The following is a 19,015-nucleotide window of genomic DNA, read 5'->3' as shown; positions in this document are numbered from 1 at the left end:
GTCACACTACTTTTGACTGTATGTCGAAATTTAGTCCTCTCAACTGGCCCGTTGTGCGCCAGGTGCGTTCTAAAGACGCCTTCGGCAGGGATCTCAGCACCCAGTCGAAGAAGAGCAAAGAGCTCCACGGACGGACCGTTGAAGCGGACCGCGTCGTGCAGTCTGTCTGTCCTTATTGTGCGGTGGGCTGTGCGCAGCGCGTTTATGTCAAGGACAACAGAGTCATTCAGGTTGAAGGCGATCCAGATTCTCCGATCTCGCGCGGTCGCCTTTGCCCGAAGGGCTCTGCCTCTGAGCAGCTTATTAACTCTGCTTCGCGTCTGACCAAGATCAAGTACCGTGCGCCTTACTCCACCGAGTGGGAGTACCTGGATACCGAAACCGCCATGGACATGATTGCGGATCGCTATATCGCATCCCGCAAGGCCCATTGGCAAGACGTTGACGATGAAGGCCGCACTCTCAACCGCACCATGGGTATCGCCGGTCTGGGCGGTGCAACCTTGGACAACGAAGAGAACTACCTGATTAAGAAGCTGTTTACCGCCACCGGCGCGATTCAGGTCGAAAATCAGGCTCGTATTTGACACTCTGCCACCGTTCCCAGTTTGGGAACTTCGTTTGGCCGCGGCGGCGCAACCCAACCGCTGCAGGATATGGCAAATGCGGACTGCATTGTCATTGAGGGTTCTAACATGGCTGAATGCCACCCAGTGGGCTTCCAGTGGGTAGTTGAGGCCAAGAAGCGCGGCGCGCGCATCATCCACGTGGATCCGCGCTATACCCGTACTTCGGCTTTCGCGAACCGCCACATCGGCATTCGCGGTGGTACTGACGTGGTGCTGCTTGGCGCCATCATCAAGTACATGCTCGACAACGAGCTTTATTTTCACGACTACGTGGTCTCGTACACCAACGCTTCCTCGATCATTTCGCCTGATTACCAGGACACCGAGGACTTGGATGGTCTTTTCTCTGGCTATGACCCAGAAACGGGCAAGTACGTTACCGACTCGTGGCAGTACGTGCGCAAGCCGGAAGGCTCCTCGTGGAACGTGGAGAAGGACGAGACTCTGCAGCACCCGAATTCGGTGTTCCAGATTTTAAAGCGTCACTACTCCCGTTACACCCCGGAGATGGTGGAGGAGACCTGCGGTATCTCGCAGGAGGACTTCTTCTATCTGGCTAATTCCATCGCGGATAACTCCAAGCCGGATCGCACCACCTGCTTTGCCTATGCCTTGGGCTTTACCCAGCACACGCTGGGCGCTCAGTTCATCCGTACCGCTGCTATCTTGCAGCTGCTGATGGGCAACGTCGGCCGCCCAGGCTCCGGCATCATGGCGCTGCGTGGCCACGCTTCCATCCAGGGCTCCACGGATATCCCGACGCTGTTTAACTCGCTGCCGGGCTACCTGCCGATGCCCCACGTTAACCTGCAGAGCTGGAAGGATTACGTCAATACCTTCCGCAAGGAAGATCAGAAGGGCTTCTGGCAGATCGGCGAAAACTATGCCGTATCGCTCATGAAGTCTTATTGGGGCGATGCCGCTACGGCGGAAAACGAGTGGGGTTATAACCTCATGCCGCGCATTTCTGGTGCGCACTCGACGTATGAGACCTTGATGGCCATGCTCGAGCATGAGGTTGAGGGCTACATCGTCTTCGGTCAAAACCCAGCGGTGGCACAGTCCAACGGCGGTATGCAGCGCCGTGGTCTGGCTGCGCTGAAGTGGCTGGTCGTTCGTGACTTCCAAGAAATTGAGACCGCCAGCTTCTGGAAGGACTCGCCGGAGATTAAAAACGGTGAATTGAAGACCGAGGAAATCGGTACCGAGGTCTTCCTCATGCCGGCAGCTACCCACGTGGAAAAGGCCGGCACCTTCACCCAGACCCAGCGCATGCTGCAGTGGCGTTTCCAGGCGGTCACCCCGCCGGGTGAGGCCACCAGTGACCTGTGGTTCTTCTACCAGCTGGGTAAGAAGATCAAGGAGCGCTTGGCCGACTCCACCGATCCGCGCGATCTTCCGGTTCAGAAGATCACCTGGGATTACACCGAAAACGAGGAAGGTGAGCCAGACTCCGAGGAGATCCTCAAGGAGATCAACGGCTACTACCTCGATGGTCCTAAGAAGGGCGAGCTACTGCCGACCTTCGTGGAGATGAAGAACGACGGCTCCACCTCCGGCGGCTGCTGGATTTACACAGGCGTGTTCAAGGACGGCATCAACCATGCCGCCAAGAAGGTACCGGGATCTGAACAAAACGAGGTCGCCCTCGAGTGGGGCTGGGTCTGGCCTGCAAACCGCCGCATCCTCTATAACCGTGCTTCCGCACGCCCAGACGGAAAACCATGGTCTGAGCGCAAGAAGTACATCTGGTGGGATGCTGCCAAGGAGGCATGGGTTGGCGACGACGTCCCAGACTTCCCAGTCAACAAGGCGCCGGATTACCGTGCGCCTATCGACGCCGTCGGCCCTGCCGCGCTCGACGGTGACGATCCATTCATCATGCAGGCGGACGGCGTCGGCTGGCTCTTCGCGCCGAAGGGACTATCGGATGGCCCGCTGCCAACGCACTATGAGCCGCATGAGTCCCCAGCGCACAACCTGCTCTACAAGCAGCAGCAATCGCCGACGCGTCTTACCATTAAGCGTCCAGATAACCTGTCGCGCCCAGAACCGGGCGAGCCAGGAGCCGAGGTCTTTCCGTTCGTGTTCTCCACCTACCGCCTGACCGAGATGTATACCTCGGGTGCGATGTCGCGCCGCCTGCCTTACCTGGCGGAGCTGCAGCCGGGCCTGTTCTGTGAGGTCTCGAAGGAGCTTGCAGAACTGCGCGGGCTGGAAAATGGCGAATGGGCAACCATCGTTTCACCGCGTGGCGTGATCGAGGCGCAGGTCTTGGTCACCGGCCGCGTGCAGAAGCTGACGATTAACGGCGAGGATTTCCACCAGATCGGTTTGCCGTATCACTACGGCGAGTCTGAAACCACGGACGTGGCTGGCGACGGCGCGAATGACCTGCTCGGTCTCACGCTTGAGCCGAACGTGTGGATTCAGAACTCCAAGATTGGTGCCTGCGATATCCGCCCGGGCCGTCGTCCACGCGGACATGCCCGCATCGAGTTGCTCAAGGAGTACCAGGACAAGGCTCACCTTGACCTGGAGTCCGGTAACCAGCTTGTCGACGTCGACGATGCTTTCACGCTGAATCCCGAAGACAAGGGTGCTAATTCCAAGGACGAAAACACCGGCGCTGATGACACCGCCGGCAACGTAGCCGACTACGAAGGCAAAGAAGGGTAGGTGAGTAGAGCTCATGGCTAATTTGCTTACTGAAAAAGCCGATCAGCACGGCTACGAGTCCTATAACCGCATGGCCTTCTTTACGGACACCTCGATCTGTATTGGCTGCAAAGCCTGCGAGGTGGCCTGTAAGGAATGGAACCGCAACCCGGTTGAGGGATATGCGGTAACCGGTGACTCTTACGACAACACCGGCTCATTGGGCGCTAATACCTGGCGCCACGTGGCCTTCATCGAACAAGGTCAAGAGCGCATCGAGCAGGCACGTGAGGAAGGCCGTCAGTTGGTCTCCCTCGGCATGCCCGGTTTCGGGTCGCAGCTAGAAAAGGTCGATACCACGCCGCCGGACACCGGTGACTTCCGTTGGCTCATGTCCTCTGACGTGTGCAAGCACTGCACCAACGCGGGCTGCTTGGACGTGTGCCCAACGGGCGCGCTCTTCCGCTCCGAGTTCGGCACGGTGGTTGTGCAGGATGACGTGTGTAACGGTTGCGGTACTTGCGTTGCCGGCTGTCCGTTCGGCGTCATTGAGCGCCGCGATGACGGCGGTGTGACGCTGAAGACTGATAAGACGGCTACCGTCGATTTTCAGCCCGATGACCACGCTGGCATTAATGTGTTCAAGAAGCTGGCGCAGCTGAAACCACAGGGCGAGGACCACACGCCGGGTGAGAAAATGCCGATTAAGAATCTCGGCGTCGCTCAGAAGTGCACCATGTGTTACGACCGCCTTAAGCTCGGCGAGCAGCCAGCCTGCGCCAAGACATGTCCGACTGACTCCATTCAGTTCGGCCCGTATGAGGAGATGCTGGCCGCAGCCGAGGCGCGCGTCAAAGCTCTGCACGAGCAGGGCCTGACCGAGGCACGCCTGTACGGCGCCAACCGCGAGGACGGCGTCGGCGGAACTGGGTCCATCTTCCTGTTGCTGGATTCCCCGGAGGTCTATGGCCTGCCGCCAGACCCACGCGTGCCCACTGCGGACCTGCCGCAGATGTACAAGACCGCAGCTAAAGCTATCGGCGGCATGGCCTTGGCCGTCGCTGGCGCATTCGTGATGGGAGGCCGCAAGTGAGTGAATTCGACGAGTACCGCCCGCCGCAACCAGCGCGCGCTAACCGCTACCGCAAGTTCGACGGCATCAAGCCAAAGAAGAAGCGTAAGCGTCCTGGCGCCGGTGCGCAGGACGGTTCCAAGGAAGAGCGCATGGCGGAGGACTTCGAGTTCTCCTCCTACTACGGCAAGCCCGTGGTCAAGGCTCCGCCATGGGAGTGGCCGATTGGCGCTTACCTGTTCTTGGGCGGCGTCTCTGGCGGCTCCGCACTGCTGGCGGCTGGCGCGCAGGCCACCAAGAATGAAGCCTTGGCGCGCAGCACCCGCCTGGCGGCCTTTGGCGCTGCCGCGGGCGGCTCCGTGTTCCTGGTCTTGGACCTCGGCCGCCCTGAGCGCCTGCTGAACATGTTTCGTGTGTTCAAGGTGACCTCCCCGATGAGCGTGGGCTCGTGGATTCTGGGCACCTTTGCCACGGCCTCCTCCTTGCCGGCTTTGCATGAGGCGGACAAGCTGACCAAGCAGAAGCTGCCTGTGCCAAAGTTCGTGCGCAAGGCTCTTGGTGCCGCTACCGGTCCGGCCGGCGTGGCGGCGGGCATCTTGGGTGGGCCGCTGGCGGGATATACCGCGGTGCTTTTGGGCAATACCTCGAACCCGACGTGGAACGACGCCAAGCAGCATCTGCCTTATGTGTTCGTTTCCTCGGCCTCTGCCGCTGCCTCCGGCTGCGCCATGGTCTTTACTCCGGTCGAAAGCGCCGGCCCGGCCCGCGCTCTGGGCATGGCTGCCGCTGCCAGCGACCTGGTCATGACCGAGGTCATGGAGGAAAACATGGAGCCTGAGACCGTCGCACCTTTGCACAACGGCACCCCAGGCAAGTTGATGAAGGCCAGCGAGTACCTCATCGCCGCCGGTGGTATGGGCACCGCACTGGCCGCGGCCACCAAGTCACGTGCGCTTTCGGTGGTCTCCGGCCTCTCGCTCATGGCTGGTTCCGCCTGCACCCGCTTCGGTGTGCTTAACGGCGGCATCGAAGCGGTCAAGGACCCGGCCACGACCATCGCGCCCCAAAAACGCCGGGCGGAACGTGCCCGCGCGCAGGAAGGGCTGCGTCATTCGGTGATTACTTCAGTAGATTAAGCAAGCCGAATAAAAGGCCCGCCGTCGTGCGCGACGGTGCGGCCTATGACTGGGGAGCCCGGTACTTCGCCGATGAGCAGCAGGCCGCCGGAGGTCTGGGCGTCGGCTAAGAAGACGAGCTCTTCTTCGCTAAGCTCCGCGGCATTGTCGATGTGCGGGCGTACCCAATCCAGGTTGCGGCGGGAGCCGCCTGGAATAAAGCCCTCAGCAAGAGCTTCCTTGGCGCCTTCTACGGCCGGAACCGCGCTGGCGTCGAGCTCAGCGGCGATGCCGGAGGCGCGCATCATCTTGTAGAGGTGGCCCAACAAGCCGAAGCCGGTGACGTCGGTAGCTGCAGAAATGCCAGCCTCAACTGCTGCACGGGAGGCCTCGCGGTTGAGCGTGGTCATTGAGTCCACGGCCGCTTTGGAAACCTCACCAGTGGCCTTGTGCTTGTTGTTCAAGATGCCCACGCCGATGGGTTTGGTCAGCGTGATGGGAAGGCCCGCTTCCGCAGTGTCGTTGCGCATCAGCTTCTCCGGCGCCACGATGCCCGTGGCCGCCATGCCGTAGATTGGCTCTGGCGAGGTAATTGAGTGGCCACCGGTCACGGAGATGCCAGCTTGCGTCGCGATATCCATTCCGCCGTGCAAGACCTCGCGCAGAACGTCGAGGGGGAGTACCTCACGCGGCCAACCCACCAGGTTGATGGCGGTGACTGGGGTGCCACCCATGGCGTAGACGTCAGAAAGCGCGTTCGCTGCCGCCACTCGGCCCCAGTCATAAGGGTCGTTGAGCATCGGGGTGAAAAAGTCCGCGGTGGAAATTACCGCTAGGCCATCTTGAATCTTGACAGCCGCGGCATCGTCGCCGTCATCGAGGCCCACCAAGACGTTCGGATCGGCCTTGCCCACGAGGCCTTCGACGGCCGATTCCAACTCGCCCGGCGGGATTTTGCAGGCGCATCCGCCGCCTGCTGCAAAAGATGTCAACAAAATGTCGTTCATTATCCCGAGTGTACAACCGCTGGCAACACGCTGGGACAATAGTGCTTTTGCGGATGAGCGCGGGCGCGGTGCTGGGCAGGGTGTTGGCTGAATTGGCCTAAGTGTAAACTCGTGCGATGGAGGCGTACGTGTCCTGGTGGGCGCCCCGGTCTTCAAAACCGGTGAGGCCGAGTAGCTCGGTCTGGCAGGTTCGATTCCTGTCCGTCTCCGCCAGCGTATCTGGCACCCGTGGCATCTCCCCGCAACCCAAGGAACGTTTGTGACAAGCAAGAGCGATTCGCAGCGGCAGGACGAGCGCCGCAACATCCCCCGTACCGACCAACTTTTGGCGCTGCCGGAGGCCCAAGCTGCGCGCGAGAAGCTCGCGGAACATGCAGTGCGGGCTGTTATCCGGGGCGTCGTCAAGCAGGCGCAAAGGGGAGCCATCGCGCCAGCGGATGTCACCGCCAAGGTCCGGGATGCTCTAAACAACGCAAGCCCGTATAGCCTGCGCCCGGTGCTCAACGCCACCGGGGTTATCGTGCACACGAACTTGGGCCGCGCGCCGCTTCCGGAGGTTGCCATCGCTGCGCTTGCCGATGCCGCCGCCTACACCGACGTCGAGCTCGATCTTCCGGCCGGCGTGCGTTCTAAGGACCGCGGCCGCGGCGCCATCAATGCGCTGCTCGCAGCCTGCCTGGGCGCGGAAGATGCGCTCGTGGTCAACAACGGAGCTGCAGCGTTGTTGCTGGCCACCGCCGCTCTTGCCCCCGGAAAGGAAGTCATCATCTCCCGCGGCGAACTCATCGAGATCGGCGCCGGATTTAGGCTGCCGGAACTCATCGAATCCTCCGGCACGGTACTCAAAGAGATTGGCGCCACCAACCGCACCCACCTCGCTGACTACGAGGCTGCGCTAGGTAACAACACCGGTGCGGTGCTCAAGGTACATCCTTCCAACTTTCGCATCGAGGGCTTTACCACCGCCGTGGATGTGCCGCAGCTGCGTGGGGCGCTGCAGAAGCACAATAAGTCTCGTGGAGAGGGCGCGGGGCAGGTCAGCCTCATCGTCGATCTGGGCTCCGGGCTGCTGGTGCCGGACCCGACCCTGCCCGAGGAGCCGAGCCTCAGCGAGCAGCTGGATGCCGGCGCGGACGTGGTCATCGCCTCTGGTGACAAGCTGCTCGGCGGGCCGCAGGCCGGCATCATCTTGGGCACCAAGAAGGCTATTGCTTTGTTGAAAAAGCACCCGCTCGCGCGTGCGGTGCGCATCGATAAGCTGCGGCTAAACGCCCTGGAAGCAGCGCTGAATGCGCCGGCGAATGCAGTCGAGGAGGCCCTGCATATTGATTCCGCCAAGTACCGCCGCCGCACCGAAGAGGTGGCGCAGGCGGTAGGCGGCGAGGTGGTTGCACACGCCGGACGTGTTGGCGGTGGTGGGGCACCTGAGTACCCGCTCGAAGGCTTTGCCGTGGCTTTGCCGGAAGAACTCGCCGCTCTTCTGCGCGTAGGGCAGTCGGCCGTGCTGCCGCGCGTACACCAGGGGCAGTGTCTTATCGATGTCCGCTGCATCCCTGCCTCCCACGACGCCGCGCTTATCGCGGCCATCCGCAAAGCCCAAGAGCTACAGCCTGAGGAGTAAAAGATGTACGTCGTCGCCACCGCCGGCCACGTGGACCATGGAAAGTCCACGCTTGCGCGGGCGCTTACAGGTATGGACCCGGATCGCTGGGAAGAGGAAAAGCGCCGCGGGCTCACCATCGACTTGGGCTTCGTGTGGACGCACCTGCCCTCGGGCGCCGATGTTGCCTTTGTTGATGTCCCAGGCCATGAGCGATTCTTGGGCAATATGCTGGCTGGCCTGGGGCCTGCGCCGGTGGTGCTTTTCGTCGTCGCCGCCGATGAAGGCTGGCAGGCTCAGTCCACCGATCACCGCGATGCCATCGCCGCGCTGGGAATTAGTCACGGCGTCGTGGCGCTGACCCGCGCTGACCGTGCGGATGATCAGCGTCGTCAGGAGGTGCGCGCGGAGGTAGGCAGGCAGCTCGCGGCCACCGCGCTTGCCGACGCCGCCATCATCGAGGTCTCCGCTAAGACCGGGGAGGGCATCGAGAAGCTGCGCGCTGAGCTCGACACCGTGCTGGCTGCCGCGCCTGCTCCAGATGCCGAGCGGCGCGTTCGCCTGTGGGTAGACCGCTCCTTCAGCGTGAAGGGTGCGGGCACCGTGGTCACCGGAACACTTGGGGCAGGCAGCATTGCCGTGGGCGATCGACTTGAGCTGCTCAGCGGCGGGGAGCTGGTCCCAGTCGAGGTACGCGGCCTGCACAGTGAAAATACGGCGGTTGTCTCAGCCCAGCCAGTCACCCGCGTTGCGGTAAACCTGCGCGGCGTGGAGGCAGAGGCGATTAGCCGCGGCGATAGCCTGCTCAGCCCAAGCACGTGGCGGGTCACACAAGAATTCGACGTGCGCCGGGTCTCTGGCGAAAGCCTAAGTGACGTGGTCCAGGAGCTCATCGCCCATACCGGCACGGCGGGCGTGGCAGCACGCGTGCGACCTCTCAGCGGCGACTTCGCGCGCATTCGACTCAGTGCCCCATTGGCTCTTCAGCTGGGGGATCGCTTTGTGCTGCGCGGGCCCGGCGCTCGCCACGTGTTGGCCGGCGTGGAAATTGTTGACCTCGTCCCGCCCGCGCTGCGCCGGCGGGGAGCTGCAGCCCGCCGCGCGGAAGAACTCGCGCAGCTGGAAGACTACCGCAATCCGGCGCAGAGCCTGCGCCGCCGCGGTTACGTGTTGCTCAGCGAGTTAGAACAGGATGGCTATGAGACCTCCGCGCCGCCTGCCGGGGTGATTGCCTTTAACAAGTGGTGGATCACCGCCCGCCAGGTGGGACAGTGGAAGCAGGCGCTTAATGATGCCGTACAGGAACACATGGCGGCCAAGCCGCTGTCTGTCGGCCTGCCGCGCGGTGCCGCCCGCGATGTATTGGGTGTCGAAGAAGATAGCCTGCTCAACCTAGCTGTTGCCGCGGCGAAGCTGGAGTCCGCCGAAGGCGTTATTCGGCTGCCCGGCGCTGCGGTTAACTTGGGCGAGGCAGAAGCGGGCGTTGCCGAGCTGGAGCGCCGGCTAAAGAGAGAGCCCTTCGCCGCGCCGGAGGCCGCGGACCTACGCGAGCTTGGTCTGGGAAACAAGGAGCTTGCCGCAGCTGAGCGCGCCGGGAGACTGCTGCGCCTAAAAGACGGCGTGGTGTTGCTGCCCGCGGCAGTCGCGGAGGCGAGAACCCGCCTGCAAGGAATCGAGCAGCCCTTTAGCACCTCGCAGGCGCGTCAGGCGCTTTGCACCACGCGCCGGGTTGCCATCCCGCTGCTAGAGCAACTGGATGCGAAGGGGATTACCCGGCGCCTCGATGGCAGCCTGCGCGAGCTTGCTTAGTCGTAGTAGGCGTAAACGCCGGTGGCCGGGATGGTCTCGCCGGCCTCGCCGAAGTTGGCGAATAGGGTGGAGCCAGCAAAGAAGAGGTTCTGGGTATCGAAGAGCGGCACGGCCTTCGGGTTCTTTTCCTCGACCTCCAAGGTCTCCAGGTTGAGCTTGTAGCGCTCGGTGGATTCCTCGGTCTTGCCGGTAGACAAGTAGAGCGACTGGCCGTCGGAGATGGCAGAAATACCCTTCTCCTTGTAGTCCTCGGTCTCGAAAGGTTCGGTCATCTTCTCGTTGGAGACTTCCCTCACCTGCTCGCCGCTAGCCAGATCGATGACCTTGATGCCGGCATCTTTATCCAGCAGCGTCAGATGATTGCGCACGATGGTGCCCGTAGGACTGGAGACGTGGGCGGGATCCTCAGGGTCGTCGAGCGGGAAGGCATCGCCAAGCATGCGCGGGCCTTGCTGCTTGTCGTAGACAAAGGTTGGGCGCGCTGCGTTGTCGGAGAGTCCCACTAGGAAGTCGTTGTTGTGCAGCAAGGTATAGCCCTTGGCCTCGGGCGGCAGCTCGCCGTCGTTGAAGCCCGGGGAACCCGCATCCACCAAGACGGTTTCCTCGCCGCTTAGGGCATCGACAGCAACGAGCTGATATCCGGCCTCGCTGTTGCGTTCGGCGATATAAACATAGGAATCCTGAATGCGGAATTCCTCTAGGCGGCGCTGCGAGGTATTCGCCGGCGGCTCTGGCTGATTGACGGTCTTTGAGGTGGCATCAGCAAGCGAGAGCGTGAAGATTTGTGGGGCTTTGTCCTCCGGCACATCGTTTAGGGAAAAGACCAGCTTTTCGCCCACCTGGGTGATGGCGAAATCACTCATCTTCTTCCCGGCAAATTCGTGCGGCAGCTCGAAAGGTTGGGTGACCAGGGGAGCGCCGTTACCGCCGTTGAAGATGTAGAGCATCGGGCCCGTGACTTCGTTCTTGTCCTGCTTATACGGCACTGTCGCCACGGTGGCAAAGGCATTGGCGCCTTCGAATTTGATGGGTGCGCACATGCCATCCCAGGACTTCATGTCGGCATCGTCGAGGCCGTAGTCCACCTCGATTTCGTGGTCCTCCAAAGTCTTGGCCTCGGCAACAGCTTGGAAGGTATCGCCTTTGAAATCCCGGCATTGCTCCATCGCTCCCGATGCGATGGATGCGCCGTGGGCGGTGGGCAGTCCGTACTTTTCGCTGCCGAGTCCTGCGGCGACCTCTGCTGGGACCATCTCCGACATCGGGCGGGCAATCGGCTCTTTCGGCTTTTTCTGGTGCAAGCCTTGGATGATGCGCGGGTTGGCGGACTCGCCCTCGCCGCAGGCAGCCAAAAAGAGGCTGCCAGCCAGCACGGTCGCGCCGATGCGCAGCAAGCGCCGGTTGTGGGAAAGCATTGTTAAGTCCTTTCGGTGGGAAAGCTGCAAGTCTACTTGCGGTGGTGCCCGCCCCGCTGCCGGGAGGCCGCACGTTCAGAGCGTCGTGCGCGCACACGCGCTGACTCCGAGGAGAAGCGACCCGGCGCTGCAGCGATGGGAAGCTGCCGCCATGCTAACGCTTGTTGGCCTGGGACGTGGTTGACGAGGCTTGCGAGCTCGCTATGCGGTGCAGGCTCTGCCAGCGGTTCAGGTTTGTCCGCTGGTTCCGGTTTTACTACTGCTTCCGGGGCAGGCTGTGCCGCTAGAGTCACCAGGCGCGCGATTTTCTTGGCTCCGCGCGGCAGGTCGGCATGGAAGTCTGCGGCCTCGAGGCCGGTCTCCCAAGCCTGCGTGGCCACGGGCTCGACGGCAGGAGGGATGGCGGGTGCTTCGGGCGGCACGCGCAGGGCGGGGACGGCGGGGGAGAAGAACTCGGTGGCACCCACCTCGGGCACGTCGACAGCGATGCGGCCGTCGGCGCAGTAAGCACGGGCAGCAATAGCGGCACCTTGTGCAGCGCCACGTTCCAGGATCGCACCGAGGTGTGGCTGTTGTTGTGTGGTGCACACGCGGCCCAGGACGGAGCCTGGGGTAGCGGCGACAATATCGCTTTCAACCAGATGCAGCGAGACGAAGATCTGCTGGGTATTTAAGCGCGAAAGTTGAGATTCATTGAGCTGCCCGTTTGCGGTATCGATGAGGAGGCCGAGGCCGCCCTGCAATAGTACGGAGCCTGCGGGTTGCTCATTGACAGGCACCATCCACGGGGCAAGACCGAGGTTAACCGCGACGTCGATAGTCGCGTCCTCAGGCACGAGCTCGACCGTAGCGTCAGTTGCGACTCTAAACCCTGATGCACGCACGCGCTGCAGGGCAGGAAACTCCGCGGTTTCCGCGGCGTCGAGATAGCCTAAGATGCCAAACTCACTGCGCACACGCCAGCCGCCGCTGAAAGCCTCGGGCTCGAGCGTGACCGCCAGCGCAAGCGGCCCTTTGTGCAAAAGCGGGAGGCTGAGCGCTACCGAGTGGACTACATGCTCGAGAACTGCGACGTGAGTGACGCCGAAGTAGCTTTTAGCTAGTGGGTACATGCTCACGTCCAACGAGGGCCTCCAAATCTTTAAAGGTTTATAGGCTTCTAGCCTACGCATTTAAAGCCTACGCACCACGGAGTGGGGGCTGGGACGCGCTAATGTTCTAGAGTCTTAAGTTATGTATACAGCGTCTTCCTTGGCGGTGGCTTTCGGTCTTACGCTCTTGGCCGGCTTATCGACGTCCATCGGCGCCGGCATCGCCGTCAGTAAACGCCATGCTGGTTCGGCTTTTATGGCTGCCGCGTTAGGCCTTTCAGCTGGCGTCATGCTTTATGTCTCTTTCATGGAGATCCTGCCGACGGGCCTCGAGCAATTGACTGAGGCCTTTGGCGGAAAGAAGACAGGAACCTGGGCGGTGGTGCTCGCGTTTTTCGCCGGCATCGCGATAATTGCGGTTATTGACCGGATCGTTCCGGAAGAGATTAATCCGCACGAGCCTGCCACCACGGAAGAAGAAGCACGCCGCAAGCGGCTGATGAAGACGGGCGTGTTTACGGCCTGTGCCTTGGCCTTTCATAATTTTCCGGAAGGTTTTGCCACCTTCCTCGCCGGCTTGGAAGACCCACGTATCGCGATTCCGGTAGCCGTGGCGATTGCGATTCACAATATACCGGAAGGCATCGCCGTCGCGGTGCCACTACGGGAAGCCACGGGCTCGAGAGCCAAAGCCTTCTGGTGGACTACGGTTTCGGGGCTCGCTGAGCCAGTCGGGGCAGCGGTGGGCTTCGTTCTCCTGCTGCCGCTGATGGGGCCTGCCACGATGGGCTTTAGCTTTGCAGCCATCGCCGGCATTATGGTCTTCATCTCGCTTGATGAGCTTTTGCCCACCGCAGAGGAAACTGGTGAACACCACCACGCCATCTACGGGCTGATTGCCGGAATGGCAGTGATGGCGCTGTCGCTGCTTATGTTTCTGTAATCGAGTAGCCGAGAAAAACCTTAAGGGGTTCTCGACTACTTACCGAGAGCCTTCTTGACGCCTGTGACGATGCCCAAGACGATGGCGCCCAGGACAAGGCCGAAGGCCATGGAACAGACGGTATCTACGGTCCAGGCCAGCGCGCCGTTGGAGATGGGGTCGGTCAGGTGATGGATAAAACCGTGCGGCTGGTTGATGCCGGACTCGTGCAGACCCTTGATAACGATGTGTCCACCTACCCACAGCATTGCCGCCGTGCCGATGACGGAGATGATGTCCAGAACTACCGGCATGCCCTTGACCAAGGCGTTGCCGACGGCGGACTTTCCTTCGTTGCGCTCCAGCAGCTTAATGCCAAGGTCGTCCATCTTGATCAGCACGCCGACAGCGCCATAGACCGCCAAAGTGATAGCGAAGGCGACGATGAGCAGCGCGCCTAGGCGCATCCAGAAGCTTTGGTCAATGACCTCGTTGAGCGAGATCACCATGATCTCAGCGGACAAGATAAGGTCCGTGGTAACGGCAGACTTAACCAACTTGTCTTCGGCGTCTGGATCCTTTGTATCCGTCTGTGCTTCTTTTTCTTCTTCTGCGCCATGTGCTGCGAAGTAGTGGAAGATCTTTTCTGCGCCCTCAAAGCACAGATAAGTACCGCCGCACATGAGAATGGGGGTCAGCGCCCACGGCGCAATCCAAGACAACAGCAGCGCGATCGGCAAGATGATGACGATCTTGTTGATGAGCGAGCCTTTGGTGATGCGCCAAATGATAGGCAGCTCGCGGGCTGGGGTAACGCCGGAGACGTACTGTGGCGTAACGGCGGCATCGTCAACCACGACGCCCGCCGCCTTTACCGAGGTCTTGCCAGCTAGGGCAGCGACGTCGTCGGCGCTGGAGGCTGCCGCGCGAGCGATTACCGCGACGTCGTCAAGCAATGCAAAAAGTCCACCGGCCATGGGGAAAGCATCCTTAATATGATAGGGACAAATAACCCTAAATATCTTACGCAACTACTCCGCAGGCGTCAGGGTGACAGAGTCTGCCCAAGAAAGCTCGATGCCGAGGGCGCGCAGCCAAGCCATGGAATCGTCGCCGTATCGGGTAATGCCTTCAACCGCGACGAGGGTACGGTCCATAGCGCGCTCTGCCTCTTCTGCCGAGATAAAACCCGCGGAGGTGGCTGCGGCCAACTCGTCGATGTCGAGAACGTCGATTGGCTCGCCCGTGTTCGAGACCAGATCGACGTAAAGGTCACGGGTAGTCCAGACTCCATCCTTGTTATCGATGTCAGCGATATCGAAGTAGAAGTCCTGGTGTGCCTCGACCCCTTCCCGGAAGTGGAAGATATTCGCGCGCAGGCCCAGTTTAGGCAGCAACCAAGATTCGAGGTAGCCAAAGCGCGGATGATTAGCACCGCGGGCCATGTAAAGACCGAATTCGGTTTCTTTGTAGGTGTCTACCTCGCGTAAGAAACCCTTTGGATCGACGTTGATGTTTTCCGCTGTATTAAAGGTTTCTTGCTTGACAGGGTGCAGATCGACGCTCATTAATTGACCTCAAGGAAGGCGGCAGTTGGCGGGAATGCGCACGCGGAATCTTGGGTGTTGACGGAACCGGACAAGATGGCCACGACGGTGCCCTTGCCCGTGGTGGCGCGGCCTGAGACGGTGGTGGGGCCGTCGGCGTTGATGCCGTTGTTGAAAAGCGGGGTAACGCCGGACTGGAAGGTGTCCAGGTTGAACCACTGGACCTTCATGTTGCCCTGCTCCTTAGCTGCAGGGGAAGTGCCTAGTGCCGTGAAGAGGAAGACTGCCTCTCCTGGACCTGCACCCGGTGCTGGCATCTTGGTAGGGCCCGGGACGGCGATGGCAGAACCCATGGAATCGCCCTGGCCCCCGATGCATTTTGCGGAGACGGTAGGCCAGTAGAACTGGCGGAATGCTGGGCTTTGGCCCTCAGGCAATTTCACGCCTGGATCGCCTCCCTGGCCCATGCTGAAAGCAAGTCCGGAGAGGATGGCGCTGCGAATGTCGTTGGGAATCCATAGCTGTGCGGCGAATTCGCGGATACGATTCTGGGTTGCCTCATTGGGACGTCCCAGCGAATCCAGCGGGGAGTGCGACATTGCCTGTGCTTCCAGGGCGGCCAGGTCCGGGGCGTCTGCCTGGGCCGGTGCGATAAGGGGAGTAGCTAGACCGATGAGCGCCGCGGTAGCGGCAGCAATCATGCCGGAGCTCGCGCGGAGGCGGCGTCCGTTGTTGTGCTCGGAGCTAGGTGCGGTGCTCGAGGTGCTCACGATTATCAGATTCCTTGAATTGGGTGCAGGAGACGGAAATGGGTGCGAGATGCTTGACAATAACATTCGGCACATTGGTCACAATAGTATCTCTGGTAACAATATTCACCTTTTTCTTGCGGTCAAGTTTCTTACGGTCAAGCCAGTTTCTGAAGCGAAAGTGTGTCTCAACCCGTCTTTCGTCCGGGGTTATAGATTTGTTACAAAACGCTGGCTCCTGCGATTTCCCGCTTCAGAGGGGTGTTCCAATGCTGCAAATTGCAAAGTTGCAGAGTATATTTAGACCCCGTTCAAAATCTTGCGCTTAAGCGTTCCAACTTTGCTTTAAGGAGCACCCCACCAGTGACTAATACCGAGTTCCGTAACGTCGCCATCGTCGCCCACGTTGACCACGGTAAGACCACCCTCGTCAACGGCATGCTGGAGCAGTCCGGTGCCTTCGGTGACCACGGCGAGCACACGGACCGCGTCATGGACTCCAATGACCAGGAGCGCGAGCGCGGCATTACCATTCTGGCGAAGAATACCGCTATTCACCGCAAGGGCCTGGGCAAGGACGGCGGCGACCTTATCATCAACGTCATCGACACCCCGGGCCACGCCGACTTCGGTGGCGAGGTCGAGCGCGGTATCTCCATGGTTGACGGCGTCGTGCTGCTAGTCGACGCCTCCGAAGGCCCGCTGCCACAGACCCGCTTCGTTCTGACCAAGGCCCTGGAAGCCAAGCTGCCGGTCATCATCTGCGTTAACAAGACCGACCGCCCAGACGCTCGTATCGACGAGGTCGTCAACGAGTCCCACGACCTCCTGCTGGAAATCGCCTCCGGCCTAGAGGATGAGGAAGCAGCTGCTGCTGCAGAAACACTGTTGGATCTGCCGGTACTCTACGCTTCTGGCCGTGAGGGCAAGGCTTCCACCGAGAACCCAGGCGACGGCAACGTTCCTGCGGCTGAGGACCTGCAGGCGCTCTTCGACGTCATCTACGAGGTTCTGCCGGAGCCATCCGCTTCCGTCGACGGCCCGTTGCAGGCGCACGTGGCCAACCTTGACTCCTCTGACTTCCTCGGCCGTATCGCTTTGCTGCGTATCTACTCCGGTAAGATCAAGAAGGGCCAGCAGGTTGCCTGGATCTCCTGGGATGAGGACGGCAACGAGGTTGTCAAGAACGTTAAGGTTGCCGAGCTGCTGCGTACCGTCGGCTTCGAGCGCCAGCCAGAGACCGAGGCTATTGCCGGCGACATCGTCGCCATCTCCGGTATCCCAGAGATCATGATTGGCGATACTATCGCTGACGTTGAAAACCCGGTTGCTCTGCCGCAGATTCACGTTGATGAGCCGGCAATCTCTATGACCATCGGCGTTAACACCTCCCCAATGGCTGGCCAGGGCGGTGGCGACAAGCTGACCGCACGTATGGTCAAGGCTCGTTTGGACCAGGAGCTTATCGGTAACGTGTCCCTGAAGGTTCTGCCGACCGAGCGTCCTGACGCTTGGGAGGTACAGGGCCGCGGCGAGATGGCGCTGTCCGTTCTGATTGAGAACATGCGCCGAGAGGGCTTCGAGATGACCGTGGGTAAGCCACAGGTTGTTACCCAGGTTGTCGATGGCAAGACCATGGAGCCATACGAGATGCTCACCATCGATACTCCTTCCGAGTACCAGGGCGCCGTTACCCAGCTGCTGGCTACCCGCAAGGGCCAGATGCAGTCCATGGACGTTCGCGAGGGTGACTGGGTACGCATGATCTTCCGCGTTCCGGCGCGTGGCCTCATCGGCTTCCGCACCCAGTTCCTGACCGAGACCCGCGGTGCAGGTATCGCTAACTCCATCGCCGATGGCCTGGATAGCTGGGCAGGCGAGATCAAGTCCCGTCCGACCGGCTCCCTGGTTGCTGACCGCTCCGGCCAGATCACCGCATACGCACTGCAGCAGCTGGCTGACCGCGGCGAGTTCTTCGTCGAGCCAGGCATGGAGGCTTACGAGGGCATGGTCGTTGGCGCTAACAACCGTGATGAGGATATGGACATCAACATCACCAAGGAAAAGAAGCTGACCAACATGCGTTCTGCCACCGCAGACGCAACCGTCACCCTGGCAAAGGCGCGTACCCTTTCCCTGGACGAGGCGCTTGAGTTCTGTGGCAACGACGAGTGCGTCGAGGTTGCTCCGAACGTCATGCGAGTGCGTAAGGTCGAGCTTTCCGCTACCGACCGTAAGCGTGCAGCTTCCCGTGCGAAGCAGCTCAACAAGTAACGCTTAGGAGATTAAAGCGCGGCCGTTTTGGGGTCACGCTTTTTCTTTTGCCAGAAAACCTGCATTCGAACCATCGAAGGGCGCCAAAAGGCGCCCAAAAGAGCCACTCGATGGTTCGAATGCAGGTTGCTTTCTCTCGTGCTAGCTTGAGCATCGAAACTGGATGATGCCAATGCAAGGGGGAGGGGCAAGCATGCAACCAGTATCGGGGCTTAGTCGATCGAAAATAGCTGCCCGCGTGCGCTCGGGGGAAATAACAAAAATTGCTCGCGGGATTTATGTGTGGGGTAAACCGAACCCGCGGGATGTCCTCACGTTGCTAACAGCCAAGCACGGATGTTGCGCAACGGGGAATACAGCAGCTCAATTGCTGAGTGAACAAGACCTTAGTTTTCCAGTCATCGTGGCAGGCCCACACAAGATGCGAAGCGGTGCACTGTTTACCTATAAACGCAGCCAAGTCAGAGACCACTTTGAATATGAAGGTCTTAAAGTACACAATCCGCTCGCGGCCGCGGCTTTTGCAGAGCGCACTCAAGCAGTAGAAATGCTCGAAGCGGTCTACCGAGGACGACGTAGCAGAACGCGGCTTGAAGAAGATAGAAGAAAGCTTGCTCGCCTAGACTCGAGAACGCAGGAAGCGTTGTCAGAAGCAGTCCTATTCACCGATTCTTCGGCGGAAATTAAGGTGGCCCGCGGATTACAAGATGCGGGAATGGACGTTGAGTGCAATTACTTCATCGGTGTTTATACATGGGACATCGTATTAAAGGACAAGCGAATTGCCATCGAAATTAATGGTCGGAAATTTCACTCAGCACTGGATACCTGGATAAAGGATCACTGGAAGAACAATGACGCCGTGCTTCGCGGGTGGCGCACCTTGCGCTACACGGGGCATTGCGTGGCGCATCATCTCCCAGCCATCATCGAGCAAGTTCGTACTGCGGACCAACCGGATTTTGGCAGTGCTCCTCATCAGCAAACTGGTACGTGGCACCTGGCGGTCTTGCGGCTTCTCAATCCACATTTCTTCATGTATTAAAACAACCTGCATTCGAACCATCGAAGGGCGCCAAAAGGCACCCAAGAGAGCTACTCGATGGTTCGAATGCAGCTGGAGAGCG

At 60.5% G+C, this 19,015-nt stretch carries 14 protein-coding genes and 1 tRNA gene; 9 read left to right on the top strand and 6 right to left on the bottom strand.

Features of this window, described 5'->3' with window-relative positions; genetic code table 11:
- Window positions 1–20: 20 nt before the first annotated feature.
- The 3 genes from fdnG to nrfD are packed head-to-tail and all read left to right on the top strand — an operon-like array spanning window position 21 to window position 5,495.
- Window positions 21–3,308: a formate dehydrogenase-N subunit alpha gene (fdnG, locus tag HMPREF3169_RS09325; protein ID WP_235591027.1), complete on the top strand. Its 3,288-nt coding sequence runs from the start codon at window positions 21–23 to the stop codon at window positions 3,306–3,308.
- A 13-nt stretch (window positions 3,309–3,321) separates the two neighbouring features.
- Window positions 3,322–4,380 (top strand): 4Fe-4S dicluster domain-containing protein, encoded by a 1,059-nt coding sequence (locus tag HMPREF3169_RS09320; protein WP_070456237.1) that lies wholly within the window; start codon window positions 3,322–3,324, stop codon window positions 4,378–4,380.
- Window positions 4,377–5,495, top strand: coding sequence for an NrfD/PsrC family molybdoenzyme membrane anchor subunit (gene nrfD / locus HMPREF3169_RS09315; RefSeq protein ID WP_070456235.1), 1,119 nt, complete (start codon window positions 4,377–4,379; stop codon window positions 5,493–5,495). The genes HMPREF3169_RS09320 and nrfD overlap by 4 nt, the downstream gene beginning before the upstream one ends.
- Here the strand turns inward: nrfD and selD are convergent.
- Entirely contained in the window at window positions 5,492–6,481 is a 990-nt protein-coding gene (selD, locus tag HMPREF3169_RS09310) for a selenide, water dikinase SelD (protein WP_070456233.1), read from the bottom strand. The genes nrfD and selD overlap by 4 nt on opposite strands.
- Before the next feature lie 118 nt (window positions 6,482–6,599).
- Between selD and HMPREF3169_RS09305 the strand changes: the two genes are divergently transcribed.
- The 3 genes from HMPREF3169_RS09305 (at window position 6,600) to selB (ending at window position 9,890) form a co-directional block, all read left to right on the top strand.
- Window positions 6,600–6,694 (top strand) — tRNA-Sec (locus tag HMPREF3169_RS09305).
- 46 nt (window positions 6,695–6,740) lie between these two features.
- Window positions 6,741–8,102 (top strand): L-seryl-tRNA(Sec) selenium transferase, encoded by a 1,362-nt coding sequence (gene selA, locus HMPREF3169_RS09300; RefSeq protein ID WP_070456231.1) that lies wholly within the window; start codon window positions 6,741–6,743, stop codon window positions 8,100–8,102.
- Between the two features lie 3 nt (window positions 8,103–8,105).
- Window positions 8,106–9,890 carry a selenocysteine-specific translation elongation factor gene (gene selB / locus HMPREF3169_RS09295; RefSeq protein WP_070456229.1) on the top strand — a complete coding sequence of 595 codons (1,785 nt, stop codon included), beginning with the start codon at window positions 8,106–8,108 and terminating at the stop codon, window positions 9,888–9,890.
- Here the strand turns inward: selB and HMPREF3169_RS09290 are convergent.
- Complete coding sequence (locus HMPREF3169_RS09290) at window positions 9,887–11,305, bottom strand: hypothetical protein (RefSeq protein WP_070456227.1); 1,419 nt, start codon at window positions 11,303–11,305, stop codon at window positions 9,887–9,889. The two genes, selB and HMPREF3169_RS09290, sit on opposite strands and share 4 nt — an antisense overlap.
- Window positions 11,306–11,337: 32 nt before the next feature.
- On the bottom strand, window positions 11,338–12,417 hold the full coding sequence (locus tag HMPREF3169_RS09285) for a hypothetical protein (protein WP_061921713.1): 1,080 nt from the start codon (window positions 12,415–12,417) through the stop codon (window positions 11,338–11,340).
- 121 nt (window positions 12,418–12,538) lie between these two features.
- Here HMPREF3169_RS09285 and zupT point away from each other — a divergent pair, with 121 nt between their 5' ends.
- Window positions 12,539–13,339, top strand: coding sequence for a zinc transporter ZupT (gene zupT / locus HMPREF3169_RS09280; protein WP_061921716.1), 801 nt, complete (start codon window positions 12,539–12,541; stop codon window positions 13,337–13,339).
- Window positions 13,340–13,374: 35 nt separating this feature from the next.
- On the opposite strand, the gene HMPREF3169_RS09275 is transcribed toward zupT, so the two are convergent.
- Genes HMPREF3169_RS09275 through HMPREF3169_RS09265 form a run of 3 tightly spaced genes read right to left on the bottom strand, consistent with a single transcriptional unit; the run spans window position 13,375 to window position 15,566 of the window.
- A complete protein-coding gene (locus HMPREF3169_RS09275; RefSeq protein WP_070456226.1) occupies window positions 13,375–14,295 on the bottom strand; it encodes a DUF808 domain-containing protein in 921 nt (306 codons plus the stop codon).
- 54 nt (window positions 14,296–14,349) lie between these two features.
- A complete protein-coding gene (locus tag HMPREF3169_RS09270; RefSeq protein ID WP_070433448.1) occupies window positions 14,350–14,886 on the bottom strand; it encodes a ribonuclease FAU-1 family protein in 537 nt (178 codons plus the stop codon).
- A complete protein-coding gene (locus HMPREF3169_RS09265) occupies window positions 14,886–15,566 on the bottom strand; it encodes an Rv1157c family protein (protein ID WP_070433469.1) in 681 nt (226 codons plus the stop codon). Before HMPREF3169_RS09265 ends, HMPREF3169_RS09270 begins: the two co-directional genes overlap by 1 nt.
- A gap of 411 nt (window positions 15,567–15,977) precedes the next feature.
- On the opposite strand from HMPREF3169_RS09265, the gene typA reads away from it, so the two are divergent.
- A complete protein-coding gene (gene typA, locus HMPREF3169_RS09260; RefSeq protein ID WP_070456224.1) occupies window positions 15,978–17,888 on the top strand; it encodes a translational GTPase TypA in 1,911 nt (636 codons plus the stop codon).
- Window positions 17,889–18,081: 193 nt separating this feature from the next.
- On the top strand, window positions 18,082–18,933 hold the full coding sequence (locus HMPREF3169_RS09255; RefSeq protein ID WP_061921728.1) for a type IV toxin-antitoxin system AbiEi family antitoxin domain-containing protein: 852 nt from the start codon (window positions 18,082–18,084) through the stop codon (window positions 18,931–18,933).
- The last annotated feature ends 82 nt before the right edge of the window (window positions 18,934–19,015 follow it).

The sequence above is a fragment of the Corynebacterium sp. HMSC08C04 genome, assembly GCF_001807495.1.
GTDB lineage: Bacteria > Actinomycetota > Actinomycetes > Mycobacteriales > Mycobacteriaceae > Corynebacterium > Corynebacterium simulans.
Note: the sequence above shows the minus strand (reverse complement) of the source record. Positions and strands in the feature narration are given on the sequence as shown.

What these genes read in the sequence shown, in the direction of transcription:
- HMPREF3169_RS09320 (WP_070456237.1), top strand. Translation starts at nt 3,322, where the DNA reads ATGGCTAATTTGCTTACTGAAAAAGCCGATCAGCACGGCTACGAGTCC.
- HMPREF3169_RS09285 (WP_061921713.1), bottom strand. Translation starts at nt 12,417, where the DNA reads ATGTACCCACTAGCTAAAAGCTACTTCGGCGTCACTCACGTCGCAGTT.
- zupT (WP_061921716.1), top strand. Translation starts at nt 12,539, where the DNA reads ATGTATACAGCGTCTTCCTTGGCGGTGGCTTTCGGTCTTACGCTCTTG.
- selB (WP_070456229.1), top strand. Translation starts at nt 8,106, where the DNA reads ATGTACGTCGTCGCCACCGCCGGCCACGTGGACCATGGAAAGTCCACG.
- HMPREF3169_RS09290 (WP_070456227.1), bottom strand. Translation starts at nt 11,305, where the DNA reads ATGCTTTCCCACAACCGGCGCTTGCTGCGCATCGGCGCGACCGTGCTG.
- HMPREF3169_RS09275 (WP_070456226.1), bottom strand. Translation starts at nt 14,295, where the DNA reads ATGGCCGGTGGACTTTTTGCATTGCTTGACGACGTCGCGGTAATCGCT.
- HMPREF3169_RS09270 (WP_070433448.1), bottom strand. Translation starts at nt 14,886, where the DNA reads ATGAGCGTCGATCTGCACCCTGTCAAGCAAGAAACCTTTAATACAGCG.
- HMPREF3169_RS09255 (WP_061921728.1), top strand. Translation starts at nt 18,082, where the DNA reads ATGCAACCAGTATCGGGGCTTAGTCGATCGAAAATAGCTGCCCGCGTG.
- selD (WP_070456233.1), bottom strand. Translation starts at nt 6,481, where the DNA reads ATGAACGACATTTTGTTGACATCTTTTGCAGCAGGCGGCGGATGCGCC.
- HMPREF3169_RS09265 (WP_070433469.1), bottom strand. Translation starts at nt 15,566, where the DNA reads ATGATTGCTGCCGCTACCGCGGCGCTCATCGGTCTAGCTACTCCCCTT.